Raw genomic sequence first — 24010 nt, forward strand, 5'->3', positions numbered from 1 at the left:
GTTGGGTGGTTAGAGTTTACGCAGTTTCGAAGTTGCGTTAACTTTCGCGTCTTAAGCTACTCGCCGTGGGAACGTGGGATACTGGGCCTTTTGATAATCACGCAGCGCGAGAACTGCTCGCTAGCTTGCGTGATGGCTCTTTCGATCTCAAGGCCTTTCAGAAGTCATGTGCCGAAGAGCCCATGGACTCCGATGACGCAGAAACCATGATCGCACTGGGCGCCTTGTTGAAGCTGAAAGCTGATGCGCTGCCGGAAGGAATCCACCGCGAGGATCTTGCGCCCCTGTATACGCCGCAGTCTAAAGCGTGGCTGCGCCGCCGCATTAATAGTGCGATGCGACCAGAGACGTCTTCTGTTTATGCGCTGTGGGAGACCACCGGCGAGCTGGAAGAGTGGCTGCGCACCGCGCAGAACTCCTTGCCTTGAGCACATAGTTAGCCGCGCCGTATAAGCAGTAGAGTAGTGGGCATGGCTTTTGCTGCTGAACATCCTCTTATTCCAAATTCTGAGCACCGCGTCGTCAGCGAGGTCGAGCGCACCCCGGGTGAGTTTCAGGTTGTCTCTGAATACGAACCGGCCGGCGACCAGCCCGCTGCTATTGCAGAGCTCAATGAACGCCTCAACCGCGATGAGCGCGATGTCGTACTCATGGGTGCTACCGGTACAGGTAAGTCCGCCACAGCTGCGTGGTTGATCGAAAAACAGCAGCGACCCACGCTGGTGATGGCGCCAAATAAGACCCTGGCAGCGCAGCTAGCGAACGAGCTGCGCCAACTCTTGCCGCATAACGCGGTGGAGTACTTCGTCTCTTATTATGACTACTACCAGCCAGAGGCTTATATTGCGCAGACGGATACCTATATTGAAAAGGACTCGTCCATCAACGAGGACGTAGAGCGCCTGCGTCACTCGGCTACTTCGGCCCTGCTGTCCCGCCGGGACGTGGTGGTTGTGTCCTCCGTGTCGTGCATTTACGGCTTGGGTACCCCGCAGTCCTATTTGGATCGCTCAGTCATCATTTCCGTGGACGAGGAGTTGGACCGAGACCGATTCCTGCGTTTGTTGGTGGATATCCAATACGAACGCAACGATGTGGGATTTACCCGCGGTACCTTCCGTGCCAAGGGCGACACGGTCGATATCATTCCGGCTTATGAAGAGCGGGCAGTGCGCATTGAATTCTTCGGTGATGATATTGATTCTCTCTACTACATTCACCCCGTCACTGGCGATGTCATCGAGGAAGTAGACGAGGTGCGCATCTTCCCCGCGACCCACTACGTGGCAGGACCCGAACGCATGGAAAAGGCCGTAGCCGCCATCAAAGAGGAATTGGCCGAGCGCTTGGAAGACCTAGAAAACCGCGGCAAACTGCTTGAGGCACAACGACTTCGCATGCGCACCGAATACGATCTAGAAATGATCGAGCAGGTAGGTTTTTGCTCCGGCATTGAGAACTACTCCCGCCACGTCGATGGCCGTCCGGCCGGTTCCGCACCGGCGACGCTGCTGGATTACTTCCCCGAGGATTTTCTCACCATCATTGACGAGTCCCACGTCACGGTCCCACAGATCGGCGGCATGTTCGAGGGAGATATGTCCCGCAAGCGCAACCTGGTGGAGTTCGGTTTCCGGCTGCCCTCCGCAGTGGATAACCGCCCGCTGACCTTTGATGAGTTTGAACAGCGTGTGGGACAAACCGTCTATATGTCTGCCACCCCAGGTGACTTTGAACTTACGTCCTCGGACGGTGAGTACGTGGAGCAGGTGATTCGCCCGACAGGTCTGGTGGATCCAAAGGTTACCGTCAAACCCACTAAGGGCCAGATTGATGACCTTATTGATGAGGTACGCACCCGCATTTCGCAGCAAGAGCGAGTTCTGGTGACGACGCTGACTAAGCGCATGGCAGAAGACCTCACCGATTACCTGCTGGAGCAGGGGATTAAGGTGCGCTACTTGCACTCGGATATCGATACGTTGCAGCGCGTCGAGCTTTTGCGGCAATTGCGCCTTGGCGAGTTTGATGTGCTGGTGGGCATTAACCTCCTGCGTGAGGGACTTGACCTCCCCGAGGTATCGCTCGTTGCCATCTTGGATGCGGACAAGGAAGGTTTCTTGCGCTCTACCACCTCGCTTATCCAGACCATCGGCCGTGCTGCCCGTAACGTCTCTGGCGAGGTGATTATGTATGCCGATAGAATCACCGATTCGATGCAAGAGGCAATCGAGGAGACGGAGCGACGCCGCGAAAAGCAGATAGCCTATAACAAGGAACACGGCATTGACCCGCAGCCTTTGCGGAAGAAGATTGCCGATATCCTTGACCAAGTCTATGAAGACGGTGGGGACGAAGAGTCCAACTCTGACCCCTCTGCAGTGGTGGAGAAGCGGGATATTTCCAGCATGGCTACCGATGAGGTGCAGGCGCTTATCGACGACCTCTCGGCCCAAATGGGTGCCGCCGCGCGCGAGCTCAAGTTCGAATTGGCTGGACGCCTGCGCGATGAGATTGCTGATCTAAAGAAGGAATTGCGTGGATTGAAGGAAGCGGGAATCTAGTTTTCTCCCCCTGAAAGTGATGATTGGCTCCGCGGGTACTTTTCTAAAGGGCTGCGCTAGTTATACTGGATAAGTGCCAGAAGCGCTGTTTAGTTGTCACTGTGAAGTAGTTCAACTGCAAGGAGAATAATGCTTACCTATAAAAACATTGCCGTCGGGACCGATGGCTCTGAAACCTCCCTGCGCGCGGTCCGCGCTGCGGCGTCCATGGCACGGGCGTACGACGCTAAGCTGATCATCATCTCAGCTTTTTATAACCACGCTGGATCCATGCTTGGTGCTCCGAGGGGCGACGAAGCCGGTCTGCCCGTTGTAAGTGAGGACATGGCCGGTACCTACCTGACCAATGCCACCCGTATCGCCGAGTCAGAGGGTGCGGAACACATTGAAATTGTAGGGAAATCTGGAGACCCAGTAAAAGCCTTGTTGGAAGTAGGCCAGGACTATGACGTGGACCTGTTCGTGGTGGGAAACCGCGGCGTGAATTCCGTTCGTGGTCGAGTCTTCGGTTCTGTCCCAACGGAACTAACCCACAAGTCAAAGGTAGACGTCGTCGTAGTTAATACCAGCGAGAAACGTTAATCTTTTTTCGTTGTTACACTGGCAGTAATGCCTCTGTAGGCTAAATAAACACTCCGGGTACACACCCACAAAGAAAGGTCATCATGAGCGACTACAACACGATCGTTGTCGGTACTGACGGTTCTAAGTCTTCTCTCCTCGCTGTAGAGCGAGCAGCTAAGATTGCCGCTGCATTCGATTCCAATCTGATTATCGGTTGTGCTTACTACGAGAACCAGGAGCAGGCTTCCAAGACCCTGCGCCAGGATTCCGTAACCATCTTGGGCGATGAGAAGGCGGAGGCAAACCTCAAGGATGCTAAGGCACACGCCGAGAAGTTCGGCGCTTCCAAGGTCGAAACCGCTGTTCGCCCGGGCACCCCAGTGCAGGCCCTGATGTCCATCGTCAACGACAACGATGCTGACCTGCTTATCGTGGGCAACCGCGGCATCAACTCCCTGACCGGTCGCCTGCTGGGCTCCGTGCCGGCAGACGTTGCTCGCCAGTCCGACTGCGACGTAATGATCGTTCACACCGTCAGCTAAATGCGGTGATTAAAACCCGCCTTGGTCTCGCTGGAAGGCCAAGGCGGGTTTCGTCGTTAAGCGCAGCTTACTCCGCAGGGTGTGCAGCGTTGAATGCGGCGGCAATGGCATTGCCGTTCGCGCCCTGAATCAAGGGAATAGAGAAGTGGCCCTCCTCATTGGCATCGGCCAAAGGGCTCAGGGAGCCGTGGGAGAGCAACTGCTCCTGAGGGCTCAGATTGCGGATGAGCACAGAGTGAATCCGGTCCGGGTGCTCATTAGCCACATCGCCGTAGGTGAGCGGATCATGTTGTCCGTCATCGCCAATCAAAATCCATTGCATATCCGGGTAGGCAATGAGTAGATTGCGCAGTTGAACACGCTTGTGCTCCTGACCGCTGCGGAAAAGTCCCGTTTCCGTAGGGCCCCAGTCCGTCAGCAGCATGGGACCCGCGGGGAAACCATGGTGGGACAGGAATTTCTTGAGCGAGCCAAAGGTATTCCAAGCGCCCGTAGATAGATAAAACACTGGGGCTTGGGGGAAGCGCCCTTGTAGCTGAGCATAGAATTCGGCCATTCCGGGAACGGCCTGTCGCTTACTAGGGCGCTTGGCCCAGGAATTCCACGCCGCGGTGAGCGCACGCGGCAGCCACGTGACAAGCACCGTGTCATCGATATCGCTAATGATGCCGATCTTGGCTGCCGGATCAACGATAAGTAGCTGGACCTCTACGGCTTTCGCGTTTGCGGCCTCGATTGTTGCCGTATGCCACCCGGGCTCTAGTTCGTGGTCATGGACTAGTAAGTCAATGTATCCGTTTCGATCGGTGGTGCCGGTGACAGTCTTTTCCCCAATAGTTACCGAAACGTCGTGGTGTCCTACTTGAATGGTAAGAAACTGCTGGTAACCGCGCTGACCCCACGTATCTCTCTTGCCTTCATCAGGATCGTGCATGAGTACGCGGCCGAAGATTCTCACCTGTTCGGTGGTGCCATAACCTGTATATCCCACAATCCGGGGCTGCCATCCACGGCGTTGGGAGCGCTTCAAAGTAATGGAGTTTAGTGAGCTTTCAGCTTTGCGCATGATGTCAGATAAGGCCATGGCATAAAGCTTACGGGAGCCTAAAGAACTTCGCCGCAGTCACCAACGAGCGTGAGCGATTGAGTGGCACGAGTGATGCAGACATAGAGGTTCTGCAATCCCTGTGGGGAGGCATCCACGATGCGCTGCGGATCGAGCACGACCACGTGGTCAAACTCGAGGCCCTTGTAGCGCTCCGCCGTGGCGGCATCAATAACCGCTGTGAGCCTGCCGTCCTCTTCGCTGTGTACTCCAGGGGTGTAGGTGCCCTGCTCAAGCCGGCGCACCTGCACTCCATCACGGATGGCTGTCGCCGGAATGGCGTCAGGGTTAATCATTTCCAACAGTCCATTGGCCAGTTCCGTAATGGGCTGCGGGGTGCGATAGTTGACGGTAAGAAAATGGTGACGGAAGCGTTGAGCCACGAAGGGCTCGAGGGCCTCGGCCCAGTCATCAACACCTGCCGGGGAACCAGTCTGGGAGGTATCACCCACCAAAGTCATCCACCGCGAAGGGCAGCGGCGGAAGAGCATTCGCCACTCCATAGGTGTTAATTCCTGGGCTTCGTCCACGATGATGTGACCATAAGCCCACGTATGATCTTCGCGGGCGCGTTGGGCAGTGGTGCGCTTATCGCGTACCTCCTGGCGGTGCGCCAAGGTTTCGGCGTCGATGACATCGTGGGCAGAGAGGATTTCTGCTTCAAACATGTCATCGTCATTATCTGTGGACTCGGAGGAAGACAAGATATCCAATGCGTCTTCCGCATCCGCCACTTGCTCGCGCCACGCGGCGTCATCGGCTGCCTTCTTTTCTTCAGGGTTGGGTAGGCCGATGAGGACGGCAAGCTCGTCTAGCAAGGCCGCATCCGAATCCGTCCATGCTCGCCCCTCTGCGCGGTAGAGCGCTTCTTGGGTTTCGTCATCATACCCGTGCGCGGCAGAAGCGATGCGCTCGCGCGAGGAGACTAGAGCAGCAAGTACATCGGTGGGGTGTAGTTCGGGCCAAAACTCATCGATCAAGGCAGTAACCGCCGCGTCCTCAGCCAGGTCATCGTGGAATTGATCAATATCGGCGCGGGAAAGGAGATTCTTTCCGCCGAGCGGATCGGCACCGACCTTTTCTGCCATTTGCTGGGCTAGGTCCTCTACGAGGTGCTCAATGAAGGCACCACGCGCTTCATTGTGTGGCTTGCGCGAGCGGCGTGCACGTGTGCGGGCGCTTTTCACCATGCTTGGCGTGACGCTTAAGGTAAGGCCGTCGACTGCTAGTTCGCGGGGAGCGTCGGGAAGCAGCTGGTAGTCCTTGACCGCGGTGGAGAGGATTTCCACCATGGCGTCGCTGCCCTTGATTTCCCGAGCCACGAGGTCTTCTTCGTGGTCCGGCTCAATTCCAGGAAAGAGCCCGCCGATGGTGGAGAGCACCACGCCGGTCTCGCCCAGTTCTGGGAGCACGCGCGAAATATAGTCCAAGAAGCTGCTGTTGGGACCAACGATGAGTACGCCAGTGGCAGAAAGTAGCTCGCGGTGGGTATAGAGCAGATAGGCAACGCGGTGCAGCGCAACTGCGGTCTTACCGGTGCCGGGGCCGCCTTCTACCACCATCACGCCGCGGGTGTTATCGCGGATAATCTCGTCCTGCTCCCGCTGAATGGTCTCAACAATGGAGGCCATGTGACCCGTGCGGGCTCGCTGCATAGCGTGATAGAGAGCGGATTCGCTCGCTACGCCGGCCTCTTCTTCACGCACGCCAGGGCCAGCGAGGACTTCATCATGAATGCCCGTGACGGTGCGCCCCTTGGTGCGGATTTGGCGGCGGGTGTGCACGCCTTCTGGCTGGGCGGTAGTAGCGAGGTAGAAGGGCCGTGCCATTGGGGCACGCCAGTCAAGCAGTAGCGTGCGATAGTCATCTTCACGCGCATCGAGTCCCATGCGGCCGATGTAGCGGCGGTCTAGGCCTTCCGGGGTGGGATTGTCACCTGGGGCGTCGATGTCGATGCGGCCAAAGACCAATCCCATTTGGGCCACATTGAGACGATCGAGCTTGGCTTGGAGCCCGTGGTATTCCGTTTCGCGGCGCACCAAGGCATCCGCGTCTGGGGTGGAGGGATCTACGTCCGCCTGCACCTCATTGAGCCGTTCATTTGCAGCAGCCACCTCATCGTCGAGGCGGGAGAATAGGCCGTCCACATAATCTTGCTCCGTAGCGATGGCTTCGCGCTCCGAGGAACCTGCGGCCGCCGCGTGCTTTTGGGATGCTGAGTTCACGTGACTCCTTGGTGATTGGACGTTGATGGGGGTGGAAGGTGCCGGGCACGCTGTCCGGCGAGGGGGAGAGATGAGTTTAGACCCTGCTGTGACAAAGAACAACGGCCCAGCATAAGGCTGGGCCGTTGAGTCATCGCCGAGATACTCGGCCAAGGAAGATGTGGCTACTTAGAGCGCTTTTCCAGCTTCTTGATAGCTGCCTCAATCTTCTTATTTGCCTCCTGCTGCAGCTTGTCAGCGTGCTTGGAGGCCTTCTTGTTTGCGCGCTTCGACTTGGCGCCATCCAGCTTGGCGACGGCCTTATCGGCACGTGCCTGAGCCTTGGTAGCTGCTTTCACAGCACGGGTACGGGCGATGTCGCGATTAGCCTGTGCGGTCTCGAGCCAGTCACCCTTATTGTCTTCAACGTAAGTCTTGGCGTTGTCGACCGAGTCCTCGATGAAGGACTTGGCGTTGCCCAGCAAGCCGCGGCCAGACTCCTGCCAATCGTCCTTGTTGTCCTCTACGTAGGTCTTGGCATCGTCAACATAGGACTTGGCGGTATCCAGCAGACCGCGGCCGGTGGACTGCCAGTCATCCTTGTTGTCGTCTACATAAGCCTGTGCCTTGGCAGAGGTCTCGTTGATCCAGTCGCCGGCCTTGGAAGACAGCTCGTTAGCACGGGCAGAGAGCTCTTCGCGCTTCTGCTCGGATTCAGACTTAGTAGGCAGCGCCTGCTGAATCTTCTTATTCGTGCGCTTGCCGGCCTTCTGTGCGCGCCAACGCAGGGAAGGCTTGCCCTCGGTGTCCTGGGTAGCGATAAACAGGGCGCCGAGCAAAGCGGTGTTGGTAACGAATCCGTTGCGGCGGGATTCCTTGTCTTCCTTGTTGTCTGCTGCCCAGAAGTTATTCTTGCCAATCAGGTTAGGCAGGGTAGCGGCGGCCAGAACCGCAGCGGAAGTGCGCGGTGCCTTGCCCAGAGCCAAGGTGGAGCCGGCGCCTACCTTAGCGCCGCCAATGGCGCGGGTAACTAGTTCTGGGTCATTAGGGATGTAGCCCTGGTACTCAGAAGGAACGGTCTTGCGCACGGTTTTGAGGAAACCCTCGGTTTCCTTGACATGCTCGGACGCGTTGCGCAGGTTGTCTACGCCTTCCCATACAAATACGGATGCCAGCATGGGGCGGGCAAGCTTGCGAATCATAGTCCTTAAAGCTCCTTAGCTCGTTGTTCTAGACCTATCGTGTGCTAGACCATTGTACGCGGAAATTCGCCGTTGGATCACCAGCGGCGTTCCCACCAGTCACCAAGCTTGGGGCGCTCCTCGCCCAAGGTCGTGGACTTGCCGTGTCCCGGGCGCACGATCGTATTGTCGGGGAACTCATCAAAGATGCGCGCGGTGACGTCCTTATATAGGCGTACGAAGTCGCCCTCAGAGGTGGTCTTGCCCAAGCCGCCGGGGAAGAGGGAATCGCCTACGAAGAGGTTGGTGACGCCATCGATGCTTGCAACAAGTGCCGCCCCGCCTGGGGTGTGGCCGCGCAAGATAATGATGGGCAGCTGAAGGCCCGCGAACTCGATGGAATCGCCCTCGCGCAGCTCTACGTCTACCTCAGCTGGGATGGCGGGGGAATCGAGGAAAGAGGCGTAGTGAGTAGCGCCAGTTTCGGACAAAATCTCCTCGAGTGCGCGCACGTGGTCCCAGTGGCGGTGGGTAGTAAGCACCGCGGTGATTTTCACTCCGGCTTTGCGGGCCATGTCGAGGATTGCGGGGGCGTCATCGGCGGCGTCGACAAGCAAGCCCTCTTCGCCCGCCTGTAGGAGGTAGCAGTTATTGTCCATCTCGGAGACGGAAATTTGATGTAGCTGAAGCTCGTTAGTCATGTGTCCTAGCCTACGGGTACATTCGAGGGAAGATTGCAATCCCTAGTACTGGAGGTCTGAGCACAGTGGCTGATCGTTTGGTGGTGCGCGGTGCCCGCGAGCACAACCTCAAGGGCGTGGATATCGATATCCCCCGCGATAAAATGGTTGTTTTTACCGGCCTATCCGGCTCCGGTAAATCTTCGCTGGCCTTTGACACCATCTTCGCTGAAGGCCAGCGCCGCTACGTGGAATCCTTGAGCTCTTATGCCCGCATGTTCTTAGGGCAGATGGACAAGCCCAACGTGGAATTTATTGATGGCCTGTCACCCGCAGTGTCCATTGATCAAAAATCCACCAACCATAATCCACGCTCTACGGTTGGCACGATCACGGAGATCTACGACTACCTGCGCTTGCTATTTTCCCGTGCTGGTACGCCGCACTGCCCAAAGTGCGATGCGGTGATTGAACGCCAAACGCCGCAGCAGATTGTGGATGCGGTGCTGGATCTGGAAGAAAAGCTGAAGTTCCAGGTGCTCGCACCGGTAGTTCGTAAGCGCAAGGGCGAGTTTGTGGATCTTTTCCAAGACCTGTCGGCGCAGGGTTACTCCCGCGTGCGAGTGGATGGAGAGACCCATCAGCTCAGCGATCCTCCCAAGCTCAAGAAGCAGATCAAGCACAATATTGAGGTAGTGGTTGACCGCTTGCAGGTAAAGGCCTCGCAGAAGCAACGCTTAACGGATTCGGTGGAAACGGCCCTGCGCTTGGCCGATGGACTGGTCACCATCGAGTTCGTGGATAGGGAAGAGCTCACCCACACGTATTCGGAAAAGGCCGCCTGCCCCAATGGCCACACCTTGACCATTGAGGAGTATGAGCCCCGTGCCTTTTCCTTCAACGCCCCGTTCGGGTCTTGCCCAGTGTGTGATGGTTTGGGTACCAAGCTGGAAGTCGATGTTGACCTGCTTATTCCGGATCCGGATGCCCCGGCGGTTGATGCGATTCAGCCGTGGCACTCCAGTCCCAACTCCCGTTACTTTGTCAAGCTCGTGGAGGGGCTGGGCAAGGCAATGGGCTTTGACCCTAAGACCCCAGTGAGCGAATTGACCAAGGAGCAGCGCCACGCGCTCATCTATGGCACGGACGAGGAGGTGCAGGTCCGCTACAAGAACCGCTATGGGCGCCAACGCAATTGGACCGCGCCGTTTGAGGGTGCCACCGGTTTCATTCACCGCAAGCTGGAAACGACTGATTCTCAGTCCCAAAAGGACCGCCTGCTGCAGTACACCCGCCGCGTGCCGTGTAGCACCTGTAAGGGCACGCGCCTGAAGCCGGAGATCTTGGCCGTCCGCTTGGCCTCTACTACACACGGTGAGCAGTCCATTGCGGGGCTGTGTGCGCTTTCGATTGAAGATGCCTCTGAATTCCTGGACTCTTTGGTTCTGGGCCACCGCGAGGAAATCATTGCCGGTGCGGTACTCAAGGAAACCCAGGCTCGGTTGCGCTTCCTTCTGGACGTCGGTCTGAATTACCTGACCCTGGATCGCGGTGCGTCCACGCTTTCGGGCGGCGAGGCGCAGCGCATTCGCCTGGCCACGCAGATTGGTTCCGGTTTGGCCGGCGTACTTTATGTGCTCGATGAGCCTTCCATTGGGTTGCACCAACGCGATAACCAGCGCCTTATTAAGACCCTGCAGCGTTTGCGCGATATTGGCAATACCCTCATTGTGGTCGAGCATGATGAAGACACCATTCGGGAGTCCGATTGGCTCGTCGATGTGGGCCCGCGTGCCGGTGAATATGGTGGCGAGGTGGTCTACCAAGGCGAACCGGCGGGAATTGAAAGGGTAGAGGAGTCCCTGACTGGCCAGTATCTATCTGGCAAGAAGGTGCTCGCCGTCCCGGATCACCGCCGCGAGATTGACAAGGATCGCACCCTGAAGGTCGTAGGCGCGCGCGAGAATAACCTCAAGGGCATAAACGTCGAAATCCCGCTGGGAGTGCTGGCGTGTATTACCGGCGTTTCCGGCTCGGGTAAATCCACCGTGGTCAATGAGATTTTGGCCAAGACCCTGGCCAATAAGCTCAACCGTGCCCGCCAGGTTCCCGGCCGTGCCAAGCGCGTCGAGGGCGTGGAGCACCTGGATAAGCTGGTCCAGGTTGACCAGAGCCCGATTGGCCGCACCCCGCGTTCCAACCCAGCAACCTACACGGGCGTCTTTGACAAGATCCGTAACCTTTTTGCCGAAACCCAGGAGGCCAAGGTTCGCGGCTACAAGGCCGGCCGCTTCTCCTTCAACGTCAAGGGTGGGCGCTGCGAGGCATGCCAAGGCGATGGCACCATCAAGATCGAGATGAACTTCCTGCCGGACGTGTATGTTCCGTGTGAGGTGTGTGAGGGTGCTCGCTATAACCGCGAGACCCTGGAGGTGCACTACAAGGGAAAGAACATCGCTGAGGTTCTTGACATGCCAATTTCTGAGGCAGCGGACTTCTTCGAGCCCATCAACTCGATTCACCGCTACCTTGCCACGCTTGTCGACGTCGGCTTGGGCTATGTTCGCCTCGGCCAAGCCGCTACCACGCTGTCGGGCGGTGAGGCGCAACGCGTTAAGCTCGCTTCGGAACTGCAAAAGCGCACCAACGGTAGGACCATCTACATCTTGGACGAGCCGACCACTGGTCTGCACTTTGAGGACATCCGCAAGCTGATGTTGGTTATCCAAGGCCTCGTTGACAAGGGTAATTCGGTGCTCATCATTGAGCACAACCTCGATGTCATCAAGGCTGCGGACTGGATAGTGGATATGGGGCCGGAAGGCGGCGCCGGCGGCGGCACCGTAGTCGCGCAGGGCACCCCGGAAGATGTTGCGCAGGTGGAAGGCTCCTATACCGGAAGGTACCTAAAGGACATGTTGAAGTAGGGACACTGTGAATAGTTACCGCCTCGGTGCCAGCCTGTTGGCAGCGCTCACTCTGCTTACTGTGAGCGCCTGCTCCGGCGATCCTGAAACTGAAAACGTCCCAGCGCCGTCGACTAGCTCTCCGGCACCTGACCCGGACTCAGTGCGCACTCAGCTTGACCGTGCAGTAGACAAGACCGCAAGGAAATACCACGCCAAGGTTGGGGTCGCTATTTCGGCCGGCGATGACACCATTGCTGTGGGCGATAAGGGCAAGGGCCCTGTCTGGTCCACCATTAAGGTGCCAATCGCCATCGCGGCGCTGAAAGACGGCGCGGATAAAAGCCTGGTTGACTTGGCAATCAAGGAATCCGATAACGATGCCGCCTACTCCTTGTGGTCCCAGGTGCAATGGCGCGAAGGCTCCGCCGATAAGGCAGTCGAGGAATTGCTCGAAGACTATGGATCGCACGCGGATATCCATGACACCGCCTTCGGCTACTCCACGTGGTCATTGAAAGACCAAGCAGTCTTCGGTGCTGAATTGCCCTGCATTGAGGAGGCGGACTACGTCCACAAGGTGCTCAAAGACATTGTGGCTTGGCAGAAGATTGGTCTGTCGAAAGAGAAGCGAACCCGCGCCAAGAGCGGCTGGGGCTTGGACGAGGACGACAATGAGTACACCTACCGCCAATTTGGCGTTCATGAGGTTGCTGGCAAGCGCGTCGGCGTCGCGTTATCTGTGGTTACCGATGGCGAGGACTATGCCAAAGCCGAGCCAGCGGTAAAGTATCTCGCCCATGAGTTAGTGGACATCGTTGATAAAGGGGTAGAGAAGGGCAACATTGAACCAGCTGCTCAATGCAAGGACAGCTAAGCGAGTTGCGATTTGGTGGAAAGGGTAGAAGCTGCTATCCTCAAAGCCACTACCGCCCATGACGCCTTTTCGAGGTTCGTGGGTCACAAGCGGAGCTTCTCCCACCCGATGCCGCGAACATGGTTCGTAGGATAAAGGTAAAGGTAACCAAGCACTCGTGCTTGGCACTGTGAGAACTCCCGGCTGTCTTTGGCAGACCGGGTTTGATTCGTTTGTGGTCCCGGTAGGTGAACTACTTACTCATACACCCCCTAATCGAGGAGAACCACAATCAGCGCTGAAGCTCGCATCAATGAGCGTATCCGAGTACCCGAGGTCCGTTTGGTAGGCCCCGGTGGTGAACAGGTGGGCATCGTCCGTACCGATGATGCTCGCAAGCTTGCATACGAGGCTGACCTTGACTTGGTTGAGGTAGCCCCGAAGGCAAAGCCCCCAGTGGCCAAGATCATGGACTACGGCAAGTTCAAGTACGAGCAGGCTCAGAAGGCTCGCGAAGCCCGTAAGAACCAGCAGCAGACCGTGGTTAAGGAACAGAAGTTCCGCCCGAAGATCGATGATCACGATTATGAGACCAAGAAGGGTAACGTAGTTCGCTTCCTCGAGAAGGGATCCAAGGTCAAGGTGACCATCATGTTCCGTGGTCGTGAGCAATCGCGGCCGGAGCTGGGTTTCCGCCTCTTGGAGCGTTTGGCCGATGACGTCGCTGAAGTTGGCGTTGTTGAGTCCCGCCCCAAGCAGGATGGTCGCAATATGACCATGGTCTTGGGTCCGGTTCGCAAGGGCAAGAAGTAGACCAGATTCCACGTAGGATTTAAGGACTTAATACTCATGAAGCAGAAGACCCACAAGGGCACCGCAAAGCGTATCAAGGTGACCGGTTCCGGCAAGCTGCGCCGTGAGCAGGCTGGCCGCCGCCACCTGCTGGAGGGCAAGCCGTCCAAGCGTACCCGTCGTCTGAAGGGCACCGAGGCAGTCGCACAGCCTGACACCAAGCGCGTCAAGCGCCTGCTCGGCCGCGCATAATAGCGCCGAATCAACCCACATCCGCCATCACAATTCGAATTAAGGAAGTATCACTGTGGCACGAGTAAAGCGCTCAGTTAACGCAAAGAAGAAGCGTCGCGCGATTTTGAAGTCCGCTAAGGGCTACCGCGGCCAGCGTTCCCGCCTGTACCGTAAGGCGAAGGAGCAGTGGCTGCACTCCATGACTTACGCTTACCGCGATCGTCGCGCCCGTAAGTCTGAGTTCCGTAAGCTGTGGATCCAGCGCATCAACGCTGCTGCCCGCATGAACGACATCACCTACAACCGCCTCATCCACGGCCTGCGCCTGGCTGAGATCGAGGTTGACCGCAAGATCCTGGCTGAGCTTGCTGTCAATGACTTCGAGGCATTCTCCGCACTGTGCGAGGCTGCTAAGGCTGCTCTGCCTGAGGACGTCAACGCTCCTAAGGCTGCCTAGTTACTAGGAATACAACGCCCGTTTCTCCGGCTTATGTGCCGGGCGAAGCGGGCTTTGTTCGTTTTGCACGCTATCTGTCTAGTGAGCTCGGTCTCCCGTGCTACATTGAGTCCAGACCACGAGTGACCCCGAGACCAAGGAGCAGATTCCCTGTGACAAACCCAAATGGTAGCTACCAACCAGAAAATGGCGAGTATTCTGGCCAGTCCTATGACAACAACCAGGGGCAGCAGTACAACCCCTATAACCAGCAGGCCGGTTACCAGCCGCAGTACAACCAGGGCTATGCACCACAACCGAATATGGGTTCCTATCCGGTGCAGCAGCAGTATGTGGCGCAGGGACAGCAGAAGTCTTGGATCGCGACTTTGCTTCTGTGCTTCTTCTTGGGCTCCTTCGGCGCGCATAACTTCTATACCGGTCGCACGACCTTCGGCGTAGCGCAGCTGGTGCTTAATATCTTGGGCTGGGCTACTTTCTGGTTCTTGCTTGGATTCGCATTTTGGGCCATCCTCGGAATCTGGGTCTTCATTGAGTTCATCATGATTATTGCCGGCGCCGGAGATTACGATAAGGACGCCCGCGGCGTGCCACTAGCTAAGTAGCACTCAACATTGTGATCCTGTTGCCACACGGGCAACAGGATTTTTTGTTTTGCATACGCAGCTAGGTCTGAGTCTGGGGCTAGGCAACTAGTAGGTAGGGTAGGAGCCATGAATTTGGATTTTGACTCTGCCTTTACTGAACGCACCCCGCGCATTGTTAACGCAGCCAAGCTGCACCGAGCGGCTAACCGGAAAAAGGCGAAGCAATTCCTGATTGAGGGAGAAAACGCCGTAGATGCCGCGGTGTCTACTGGCGCTGCTGTCGATGTTTTCGTCACTGAAAAGGCCGCAGAACGCTTCGGTGACATTATTACCGCCTGTGGATACATGGGAGTGTACGTACATCCCATCACCGATAAAGCGGCTAAGCATCTATCTGATACCGCCACCACCACGGGGCTTTTCGCGCTGTGCAAGCCGGTCCTGTGGTCCGCGGGCAAAATCCTTAACGGCAAACCAAGCTTGGTTTCTGTTCCCGTGCTCACTTCGGAGCCGGGCAATGCAGGCACGTTGATTAGAACTTCCGACGCCATGGGCGCAGATGGAGTAATTTTTGCGGGCGAGACGGTCGACCCACTCAGCTGCAAGGTAGCGCGCGCTTCGGCCGGTTCGCTATTTCATGTCCCGGTAGCGCGAGACCCCAATATTAAGGACGTCTTGGGGCAGCTGCGTAAGTCGGGCATGCAGATTGTGGCGACGGCTGCTGATGGCGAGGTAGACGTTGCCGAGGCAGATTTGTCTCAGCCAACGGCGTGGCTTTTTGGCAACGAGGCACATGGGCTCGGCGAACTACTTGAAGAAGCAGACATGAGGGTGCGTATTCCGCTACGTGGGCGAGCTGAGTCACTCAACCTGGCAACAGCCGCCAGCATTTGTCTTTATGAGTCCGCGAAGGCCCAAGAGCACAGCTAAGCAGATCCCCGAATGAAAAGGGGGTCCCTGGGGCGGTCGGGCTAGCCGGGACAGAGTAAGATTGCACGCGTTAGTTTTCGCGCGAGAAGAAGGTACGAAGTACGTGTCCGATACACCGCAGATCGAATTGACCGAAGAGGCTCTTGGGGCCGCGGCCGATAAGGCTATCGCAGCCTTCGACGCAGCCGAAACGCTCGATGAGCTGGCTGCAGCCCGCCGCGAGCACCTAGGAGATAGCGGCTATATTCCGCAGGCTCGCCAGTCTTTGGGGCAGCTGCCCAAGGATCAGCGCAAGAGCGCTGGCAAGGCTGTCAACATGGCCCGCGGCAAGATGGAAAAGCGCTTTGCCCAGGTTAAGGATGTCTTGGAGCAAAAGGCTCGCGAGGAGCAGTTGCGAGCAGAGACCGTTGACGTCACCATTCCCACCACCCGCACCCAGACTGGTGCTCTTCACCCAATTACCGCACTCTCTGAGCGCATTGCGGATATTTTCGTCGGTATGGGCTGGGAAATCGCGGATGGCCCCGAGGTTGAGGCAGAGTACTTTAACTTCGACGCTTTGAATTTTAAGCCGGATCACCCAGCACGTACCCTGCAGGATACGTTCCACGTCTCCGGCGAGGGCTCTAAGCAGGTGCTACGCACGCACACCTCCCCAGTACAGGTGCGCACGATGCTGGAGCGCGATGTGCCGCTGTATATCGCTTGCCCCGGACGCGTATTCCGCACCGATGAGCTGGATGCCACCCACACCCCGGTTTTCCACCAGGTAGAAGGTTTGGCCGTGGATAAGGGCCTGACCATGGCTCACCTGCGCGGCACCCTGGAGCACTTGGCCAAGGTCCTGTTCGGTCCGGAGACCACGACGCGCATGCGCGTGAATTACTTCCCGTTCACCGAGCCCTCTGCCGAGGTTGATGTGTGGTTCCCCAATAAGAAGGGTGGCGCTGGCTGGATCGAGTGGGGCGGCTGCGGCATGGTGAACCCCAATGTGCTGCGCGCCGTAGGCGTTGACCCAGAGGAATACACGGGCTTTGCCTTCGGCATGGGCCTCGAGCGCACGCTGCAGTTCCGCAATGGCTTGACCGATATGCGTGACATGGTCGAAGGCGATGTCCGCTTCACCCTGCCGTTTGGCGTACAGGCCTAAAACCCAGAAAGGATAGACACACTAATGCTTATTTCCCAAGACTGGGTCACCCGCATCCTGGGCGCTAAGAACCCTGGTTGGAACGTTTCCGCTGCCGATATGGACTCCGGATTCGTGCGCGTCGGTTTTGAAACCGAGGGCTACGCTGCCGTTCCGGAGAGCACCGGTCCGCTGGTCATCGGCCAGGTGGTAGAGATCGAGGAACTTACGCAGTTCAAAAAGCCCATCCGCTACTGCCAGGTAAATGTAGGCCAGGCTAATGGCACGGGCGAGCTGCAGGGCATCATTTGCGGGGCTCGTAATTTCCGTTTGAATGACTATGTCGTTGTGGCGCTTCCGGGCTCGGAGCTTCCTGGCGGCTTCAAGATTGCGGCGCGCGAGACTTACGACCACATCTCTAATGGCATGCTGTGCTCCGGCGCTGAGCTCGGTTTGGGCGCACAGGCTAACGGAATCATCGTCTTGGGCGATGACGTCGCCGATAAGGTAGGCGAGGACGCTCGCCCGATTATTGGGCTGCATGATACCGACTTTGACGTCAACATCACCCCGGATCGCGGATACGCCCTGTCCGCGCGCGGTTTGAGCCGTGAGATCGCTTCGGCTTTCGACCTGGATTTTGCCGATATTGCCGAGGATCCGTCGGTTGCTGGCATTGATACCTCTGCTGTTCCGGCGGCGCAGGGCTCGCTTATCGACGTCACTCTCAACCCCGAAACCAAGGCGCAGCGTTTCGGCCTCCGCAAGGTCAGCGGCATCGACCCGCAGGCACGCACTCCGTTCTGGCTAGAGCGCGAGCTCATGCTCTGCGGCCAGCGCAGCGTAAACCTGCCCACGGACATTACTAACTACGTGATGCTGCTTTTGGGCGCCCCAATGCATGCCTTTGACGCCAACGTTATCCAAGGAAATCTCGTTGTCCGCAATGCCGACGAAGGCGAGAAGTTTGAGACCTTGGATCACGTAAAGCGTGAGCTTTCTGCAGAAGATGTGGTCATCTGCGATGACAACGGCATCCAGTCGCTGGCCGGTGTCATGGGCGGTACTACCTCCGAAATCTCGGCGGAGACCACTGATGTGGTCTTCGAATCCGCTATCTGGGATCCGATTACCGTGGCGCGCACCTCCCGCCGCCATAAGCTGTCTTCTGAATCCTCGCGTCGCTTCGAGCGCGGCGTGGACCCTGCGATTGTAGAGGTCGCTCTAGACACCGCATGTGCGCTCTTGCAGCAGCTGGCGGGCGGCACCATTGAGGAAGGCCGGACGCTTATTGGGGACGTCGCCAAGCGCGAGCCCATTGCCCTGCGCACCGCAAAGGCTAGCGAGTATGCCGGCGTAGACTACTCCCGCGAGACCGTTATTTCCCGCCTCGAGGAAGTCGGCTGCACTGTCGCCGATGAGGGTGAAATGCTGCAGGTAACGCCTGCAACGTGGCGCACCGATATCTCCATGGACGTTGACCTCATCGAAGAGGTCCTACGTCTCGAGGGCTTGGAGGACATTCCTACCGTCCTGCCTACTCCGGCCGGCGGTCGCGGCTTAACCCCAGCGCAGAAGCGTCGCCGCGCTATTGGTCACGGCTTGGCCTATGCCGGTTATGCAGAGGTATTGCCGGCCCCGTTCGTGGCGAACGACACCTTTGATGTGTGGGGCTTGGACAAGGATGATGCTCGCCGCCGCACCGTAGAGGTGCAAAATCCGCTTGAGGCAGATAAGGCCATCTTGTCCACGACTCTGCTTCCGAACATGCTGGAGGCCATCGGCCGCAATGTTGCGCGTGGCCGCAGCGACCTCGCCCTATATGGGCTGCAGCAGGTGGCATTCAAGCGCGCCGAGGCATCGCCCATGCCCTCTGTAGAGCAGCGACCTTCTGAACAGGTTGTTTCCGAACTTCTGGATACTCTTCCTGAGCAGCCGCTGCACGTTGCAACGGTGGCCACCGGCAATATCGAGCATGAGGGCCCGTGGGGCGAAGGACGCGCATATAGCTACGCCGACGCCATCGAGTCTGCCCGCCAGGTCGCTCGCGCCGCCGGTGTGGATATCGAGCTTGAGGCCGCGCACGTTCTTCCCTGGCACCCAGGCCGGTGTGCTGCCGTGAAGGTGGCTGGCACCGATGTGGTCTTGGGCCATGCCGGTGAGCTTCACCCGCAGGTTCTGGAAGCGCTGAACCTGCCGGCGCGCACCTGCGCTATGGAGCTGGACGTTACCGCTATGCCATTGGAAGAGAAGTTCCCTGCGCCGGTACTGTCCTCCTTCCCAGCGTTGCACCAGGACATTGCGCTCGTGGTGGATGAAGACGTCCCAGCAGAGCGCGTGCGCGCCACCGTGGAAGAGGGGGCGGGCGAACTCATCGAGTCCGTCCAGCTCTTCGACATTTTCCGTGGTGAGCAATTGGGTGAGGGCAAGAAGTCCTTGGCCTTCCAGCTTCTGTTCCGTGCAGCGGATCGCACGTTGACCGATGAGGAGGTCAACGAGCACCGCACGGCGGCAGCGGAGCTGGCTAAGCAGCGCCTGGGTGCAGAGATGCGCGCATAGCTAGGCCCTAGGAAGGGGCGGTGAGATATAGCTCACCGCCCCTTTTTCATACATTTTTTCATTCTAGGCAGTGCAATAACCAGGGGATTTCCCCAATTTGTATGAATAACATACGGGTGAGTGTATTTATTGCTATAGTCACGCTTATGACGATTTCAGTAGCAATAGCAGGCGCCACCGGATATGCAGGAAGTGAGATCCTGCGCCTGCTGCTATCTCACTCGGCCTATCTTTGCGGCCGCCTGCGCATTGGCGCGCTCACAGCGCATTCCACCGCAGGGAAGACGGTAGGTGAGCTCATGCCGCACCTGCCTCAGTTGGCGGATCGCGTTATTGAAGAGACTTCCGCTGAGAATCTTCGCGGGCACGACATCGTCTTCTTGGGGCTGCCGCACGGGCACTCTGCTGGCATCGCTCAGCAACTGGGCCAGCAGGCCACCGTGATCGATTGTGCAGCCGATTTTCGCCTTCGTAGCAAGTCCGACTGGGATGCCTTCTACGGCGGCCACTATGCCGGAAGCTGGCCCTATGGAATTCCGGAGGTACCCGGCAATAGGGAAGCGCTGCGCCGCACCAACCGGGTGGCAGTACCGGGATGTTTCCCCACAGCGGTCACCCTTGGGGTTCTGCCCGCCGTGGCGCACGAGCTCATTGAGCCGAACCTTTCGGTCATCGCCATCACCGGCGTCTCTGGGGCTGGGAAGAAAGCTTCTGTAGCACAACTTGGCGCAGAGACCATGGGAAACCTCAAAGCATATAAGCCCGGCGGGACGCACCGACACACCCCAGAGATCCTGCAAAACCTGCAACCTTTTGCCAAGGAGAAGCTCTCCGTCAGCTTCACGCCGGTTCTCGCGCCTTTTCCACGCGGGATTTTGGCTACGACTACGGCGGGGCTTAAAGGGGGCGTCGGCAAGCGCGAGGTGGAGAGCGCATTCCGCGACTTTTATGCCCAAGAGACCTTTTGCCACGTCCTTCCCACCGGGCAGCAACCAGAAACCCAGAACGTCGTGGGCACCAACATGGTCCATATCCAAGCTCACGTGGACGAACGCGCCCGACGGCTCGTTGTCACATCAGCGCTAGACAACCTGTGCAAGGGAACGGCTGGCGCCGCGTTGCAATGCATGAACCTGGCACTTGGCTGGGATGAAACCTTGGGTCTGCCGCAAGCGGCTGTGGCCCCATAGCACTAGGAGAATACAATGAGTACAGCTGGGATTACCGGCCCCGCCGGCTTTAGCGCCGGCGCAACTACAGCGGGGATTAAGTCCTCCAGCACACCCGATATGGCCTTGGTGGTCAATAACGGACCTCGCTTCGACGCGGCGGCGGTTTTTACCCGCAACGGCGTGGTGGCCTCGCCGGTGAAACTCTCCCGGAAGGCGATAGGCGATGGCAAGCTTGCTGCGGTCATCTTCAATTCTGGAAACGCCAATGCGTGCAATGGTGCACAGGGGGACAAGGACGCCGCTGCGCTGGTAGCTGAGGTTGCTCACTCCTTGCACCTTCTCGAGGGAGACATTGCCGCCTGTTCGACGGGACTTATCGGTGAGCCTATGCCAATGCAGAAGGTGCTGGCTGGTGCGGCCGACGTAGTGAAGGGCCTTGGCACGAGTGCGGAACACGCCCGCGCGGCAGCCGCCGCCATTATGACCACCGATACCGTGACCAAGGAAGCCACCTATGCTGCGGACGGCTGGTTGGTTGGGGCCATGGGCAAGGGAGTAGGCATGATGGCCCCTTCTCTCGCAACAATGTTGGTATGCCTTACTACCGACGCCGCCGTGAGTGCTCCCGCACTCCACAGCGCCCTAGACAAGGCTGCGGCCAAGCGTTGTTTTAGCGGAACCAGTGGCTAAGCAGGCCGTGCGCGACGGGCTTGCACAGGGGCTCATCCTCAACGCGCCCAGTGAGAATGTTCTCCGCCTCACCCCACCCTTGGTTATTTCCCACGACGAACTAGACACAGCACTGACAACACTCCGGACGATAATGGAGGAACTGGCATGAGCCTGCGACACTTTCTGGCTGACGACGATCTCAGCCCACAAGAACAAGCAACCATTTTGGACCTAGCTGAAAAGCTCAAGAAGGATCCCTTTGCAGAGCGCCCACTGGAGGGGCCTAAGACCGTGGCGGTGCTCTTTGATAAAACGTCTACCCGTACCCGCTTTTCCTTTGAAACCGCAGTAGCGAATATGGGCGGCAAGGCCATTACTGTCGATACTTCTACCACTCAGATGGGCAAAGGGGAGTCCTACCAAGACACGGCCGCGGTGCTTTCGCGGTACGTGGAGGCAATCGTGTGGCGCACCTTTGACCATGACAACCTTCTCCAGATGGCGGAGACTACTACCGTTCCTCTGGTCAATGCGCTTTCCGACGACCTGCATCCCTGCCAGATTTTGGCTGACCTGCTGACCTGTCGTGAGAATTTGGGTGACCTCAAAGGCAAAAAGACCGTCTACCTGGGCGATGGCGATAATAATATGGCTAACTCCTACATGATTGGATTCGCCACGGCCGGCATGGATGTCTCAATTATCGCGCCCGAAGGATTCCAGCCGCGCCAGGAATTTGTCGACCGCGCGCGCAAGCGGGGCAATATCACCATTACTGATGACGTTAATGAAGTTGAAGGCGCAGACGTTGTCATTACGGATACGTGGATCTCTATGGGGCAGGAAAATGATAGCCGCGATAGGCGTACGCCGTTCCTGCCATATCAGGTTGATTCGACCATAATGAGCAAAGCGCATAAGGATGCAATATTCTTACATTGTTTGCCGGCGTACCGTGGAAATGAGGTCACGGCTGAGGTGATTGATGGACCACAGTCGCACGTCTTTGATGAAGCGGAGAACCGCCTGCATGCGCAGAAAGCGCTTCTTGTCTGGTTGCTCGAAATAAATAAGGAGATCAACTAAGTAATGAACACCCCGACCACCCGCAATGCTCGGCAGGCCAAGATCCTAGAGATTTTGGATCGCAATCGCGTCACCAGCCAGGTGCAACTATCCGAGCTTCTCCTCGCAGACGGCATCGACATCACGCAGGCCACCTTGTCCCGTGACTTGGATGAGTTGGGGGCGAAGAAGGTAAAGCGTGACGGTGGCCGTTCCTACTACGTGGTCGGTGGTGAGCTGGAGCAATTTGAAGACCAAGTGGGCGGCCCCCGTGAAAAGCTGCGCCGCATGCTCGATGAGCTGGTGGTATCCCATGATTCTTCCGGCAATATAGCTATGCTGCGCACCCCAGCCGGTGCGGCCCAGTACCTTGCCAGCTTTATTGACAGGGTGGGGCTACACGATGTCATTGGCTGCATCGCCGGCGATGACACCATCTTCGTCTTGGCGCGCGAGGGCGTCACGGGCGCAGATCTGGCAGTGACGCTTACCACGCGGAATATTTAGAGGGTGGTGGTGGCAATTCCCACCACCATCGTATATTATGTACCTAGATGCATTGTTTCCAATAGAACAAGGAGCTTAACCATGTCCGCACGCGTAGTCTTGGCTTACTCTGGTGGCCTTGATACTTCCGTTGCCATTCCATACCTGGCAAAAATGACCGGTGGTGACGTTGTCGCCGTTTCTCTGGACTTGGGTCAGGGTGGCGAAGATATGGAATCGGTTCGCCAGCGTGCACTTGACTGCGGTGCCGTAGAGTCCATCGTTATCGATGCCAAGGATGAGTTTGCAGAGGAATACTGTGTTCCCACCATCAAGGCAAACGGCATGTACATGAAGCAGTACCCGCTGGTATCGGCTATTTCCCGCCCCCTCATTACCAAGCACTTGGTGAAAGCGGCGCAGGAATTCGGTGGCACCCACGTCTCCCACGGCTGCACCGGCAAGGGTAATGACCAGGTACGCTTCGAGGTTTCCTTCCGCGCCCAGGATCCTTCCCTCGAAATCATCGCCCCTGCACGCGATTATGCGTGGACCCGCGATAAGGCCATCGCCTTCGCGGAAGAGATCAACCTGCCGATTGAGCAGTCCGCTTCCTCGCCATTTTCTATCGATCAGAACCTGTGGGGCCGCGCGGTAGAGACCGGTTTCCTTGAGGATCTGTGGAACCCACCAACAAAGGATCTCTACGCCTATACCGAGGACCCAGGCCTGGGTAATGCCCCGGATGAAATCATCATCTCCTTTGAAAAGGGTATCCCGGTGGCAGTCGATGGCCAAAAGATGTCCCCGCTGCAGATTATTGAAGAGGTCAACCGCCGCGCTGGTGCGCAGGGCATTGGCCGTCTGGATATGGTGGAGGACCGCTTGGTGGGCATTAAGTCCCGTGAGGTCTATGAGGCTCCGGGCGCCATGGTCCTCATCCAGGCCCACGAGGCGCTGGAGGATGTCACCGTGGAGCGCGAGTTGGCCCGCTACAAGCGTTTGACCGATGCCCGCTGGTCCGAGGAGGTCTATGACGGCCTCTGGCACTCACCGCTGAAGCGTTCCCTGGATGCCTTCGTTGAGGAGTCCCAAGAGAACGTCACCGGCGATATCCGCCTGAGCATGCACGCCGGTACCGCCACGCTCACCGGACGCCGTTCCGGCCAGTCGCTGTATTCCTTCGACCTGGCTACTTATGACACTGGCGATACCTTCGACCAGACCGCGGCTAAGGGCTTTGTGCAGCTGCACGGCCTGTCCACCCAGATTTCCAACCAGCGTGACCGCGACGGCGGTTTCCCCACCAGCGCGCAGAAGTAGGA

General features: G+C 57.8%; 21 protein-coding genes and 1 pseudogene. 18 read left to right on the forward strand and 4 right to left on the reverse strand.

Going from position 1 to position 24010, the window contains the following annotated elements:
- Positions 1 to 65 precede the first annotated feature (65 nt).
- The 4 genes from QP884_RS02520 to QP884_RS02535 all read left to right on the forward strand — a co-directional run bounded on the left by QP884_RS02520 (position 66) and on the right by QP884_RS02535 (position 3670).
- A complete protein-coding gene (locus QP884_RS02520; RefSeq protein WP_005327840.1) occupies positions 66 to 428 on the forward strand; it encodes a DUF4259 domain-containing protein in 363 nt (120 codons plus the stop codon).
- 42 nt (positions 429 to 470) lie between these two features.
- A complete protein-coding gene (gene uvrB, locus QP884_RS02525; protein WP_284820542.1) occupies positions 471 to 2564 on the forward strand; it encodes an excinuclease ABC subunit UvrB in 2094 nt (697 codons plus the stop codon).
- Between the two features lie 129 nt (positions 2565 to 2693).
- Positions 2694 to 3146: a universal stress protein gene (locus tag QP884_RS02530; protein WP_005323274.1), complete on the forward strand. Its 453-nt coding sequence runs from the start codon at positions 2694 to 2696 to the stop codon at positions 3144 to 3146.
- Positions 3147 to 3229: 83 nt separating this feature from the next.
- Positions 3230 to 3670: a universal stress protein gene (locus QP884_RS02535; protein WP_204609222.1), complete on the forward strand. Its 441-nt coding sequence runs from the start codon at positions 3230 to 3232 to the stop codon at positions 3668 to 3670.
- A gap of 67 nt (positions 3671 to 3737) precedes the next feature.
- On the opposite strand, the gene QP884_RS02540 is transcribed toward QP884_RS02535, so the two are convergent.
- From QP884_RS02540 to QP884_RS02555, 4 genes are all read right to left on the reverse strand, one after another.
- The gene (locus tag QP884_RS02540) at positions 3738 to 4754 is read right to left on the reverse strand and encodes an App1 family protein (protein ID WP_284820544.1); all 1017 of its coding nucleotides are present in this window, start codon (positions 4752 to 4754) and stop codon (positions 3738 to 3740) included.
- Positions 4755 to 4774: 20 nt separating this feature from the next.
- Complete coding sequence (locus QP884_RS02545) at positions 4775 to 7000, reverse strand: HelD family protein (RefSeq protein ID WP_284820546.1); 2226 nt, start codon at positions 6998 to 7000, stop codon at positions 4775 to 4777.
- Positions 7001 to 7164: 164 nt separating this feature from the next.
- Positions 7165 to 8181, reverse strand: coding sequence for a DoxX family protein (locus QP884_RS02550; RefSeq protein WP_284820547.1), 1017 nt, complete (start codon positions 8179 to 8181; stop codon positions 7165 to 7167).
- Positions 8182 to 8258: 77 nt separating this feature from the next.
- Positions 8259 to 8861 carry an MBL fold metallo-hydrolase gene (locus QP884_RS02555; RefSeq protein ID WP_204609214.1) on the reverse strand — a complete coding sequence of 201 codons (603 nt, stop codon included), beginning with the start codon at positions 8859 to 8861 and terminating at the stop codon, positions 8259 to 8261.
- Positions 8862 to 8926: 65 nt separating this feature from the next.
- Here QP884_RS02555 and uvrA point away from each other — a divergent pair, with 65 nt between their 5' ends.
- From uvrA to QP884_RS02625, 14 genes and pseudogenes are all read left to right on the forward strand, one after another.
- Positions 8927 to 11767 (forward strand): excinuclease ABC subunit UvrA, encoded by a 2841-nt coding sequence (uvrA, locus tag QP884_RS02560; RefSeq protein ID WP_284820550.1) that lies wholly within the window; start codon positions 8927 to 8929, stop codon positions 11765 to 11767.
- 7 nt (positions 11768 to 11774) lie between these two features.
- Positions 11775 to 12623, forward strand: coding sequence for a hypothetical protein (locus QP884_RS02565; RefSeq protein ID WP_284820552.1), 849 nt, complete (start codon positions 11775 to 11777; stop codon positions 12621 to 12623).
- Between the two features lie 270 nt (positions 12624 to 12893).
- A complete protein-coding gene (gene infC, locus QP884_RS02570) occupies positions 12894 to 13415 on the forward strand; it encodes a translation initiation factor IF-3 (protein WP_080970442.1) in 522 nt (173 codons plus the stop codon).
- A gap of 36 nt (positions 13416 to 13451) precedes the next feature.
- Positions 13452 to 13646: a 50S ribosomal protein L35 gene (gene rpmI / locus QP884_RS02575; RefSeq protein WP_005323265.1), complete on the forward strand. Its 195-nt coding sequence runs from the start codon at positions 13452 to 13454 to the stop codon at positions 13644 to 13646.
- 55 nt (positions 13647 to 13701) lie between these two features.
- Positions 13702 to 14085, forward strand: coding sequence for a 50S ribosomal protein L20 (gene rplT, locus QP884_RS02580; RefSeq protein ID WP_005323264.1), 384 nt, complete (start codon positions 13702 to 13704; stop codon positions 14083 to 14085).
- Positions 14086 to 14237: 152 nt separating this feature from the next.
- The gene (locus QP884_RS02585) at positions 14238 to 14690 is read left to right on the forward strand and encodes a TM2 domain-containing protein (RefSeq protein ID WP_204609207.1); all 453 of its coding nucleotides are present in this window, start codon (positions 14238 to 14240) and stop codon (positions 14688 to 14690) included.
- A gap of 108 nt (positions 14691 to 14798) precedes the next feature.
- Entirely contained in the window at positions 14799 to 15602 is an 804-nt protein-coding gene (locus QP884_RS02590) for a TrmH family RNA methyltransferase (protein WP_284820553.1), read from the forward strand.
- A gap of 103 nt (positions 15603 to 15705) precedes the next feature.
- A complete protein-coding gene (gene pheS / locus QP884_RS02595) occupies positions 15706 to 16752 on the forward strand; it encodes a phenylalanine--tRNA ligase subunit alpha (protein ID WP_284820554.1) in 1047 nt (348 codons plus the stop codon).
- A gap of 24 nt (positions 16753 to 16776) precedes the next feature.
- Entirely contained in the window at positions 16777 to 19290 is a 2514-nt protein-coding gene (pheT, locus tag QP884_RS02600) for a phenylalanine--tRNA ligase subunit beta (protein ID WP_284820555.1), read from the forward strand.
- 146 nt (positions 19291 to 19436) lie between these two features.
- On the forward strand, positions 19437 to 20480 hold the full coding sequence (gene argC, locus QP884_RS02605) for an N-acetyl-gamma-glutamyl-phosphate reductase (RefSeq protein WP_284820556.1): 1044 nt from the start codon (positions 19437 to 19439) through the stop codon (positions 20478 to 20480).
- A gap of 15 nt (positions 20481 to 20495) precedes the next feature.
- A pseudogene (locus QP884_RS02610) lies at positions 20496 to 21122 on the forward strand (bifunctional ornithine acetyltransferase/N-acetylglutamate synthase); the annotation flags it as partial.
- A 177-nt stretch (positions 21123 to 21299) separates the two neighbouring features.
- Positions 21300 to 22220, forward strand: coding sequence for an ornithine carbamoyltransferase (argF, locus tag QP884_RS02615; RefSeq protein ID WP_284820557.1), 921 nt, complete (start codon positions 21300 to 21302; stop codon positions 22218 to 22220).
- A gap of 3 nt (positions 22221 to 22223) precedes the next feature.
- On the forward strand, positions 22224 to 22706 hold the full coding sequence (locus tag QP884_RS02620; protein WP_005323257.1) for an arginine repressor: 483 nt from the start codon (positions 22224 to 22226) through the stop codon (positions 22704 to 22706).
- An 81-nt stretch (positions 22707 to 22787) separates the two neighbouring features.
- Entirely contained in the window at positions 22788 to 24008 is a 1221-nt protein-coding gene (locus QP884_RS02625) for an argininosuccinate synthase (protein ID WP_284820558.1), read from the forward strand.
- Positions 24009 to 24010: the final 2 nt, after the last annotated feature.

The sequence above is a fragment of the Corynebacterium tuberculostearicum genome (genome assembly GCF_030229345.1).
In the GTDB taxonomy this organism is placed as follows: domain Bacteria; phylum Actinomycetota; class Actinomycetes; order Mycobacteriales; family Mycobacteriaceae; genus Corynebacterium; species Corynebacterium tuberculostearicum_G.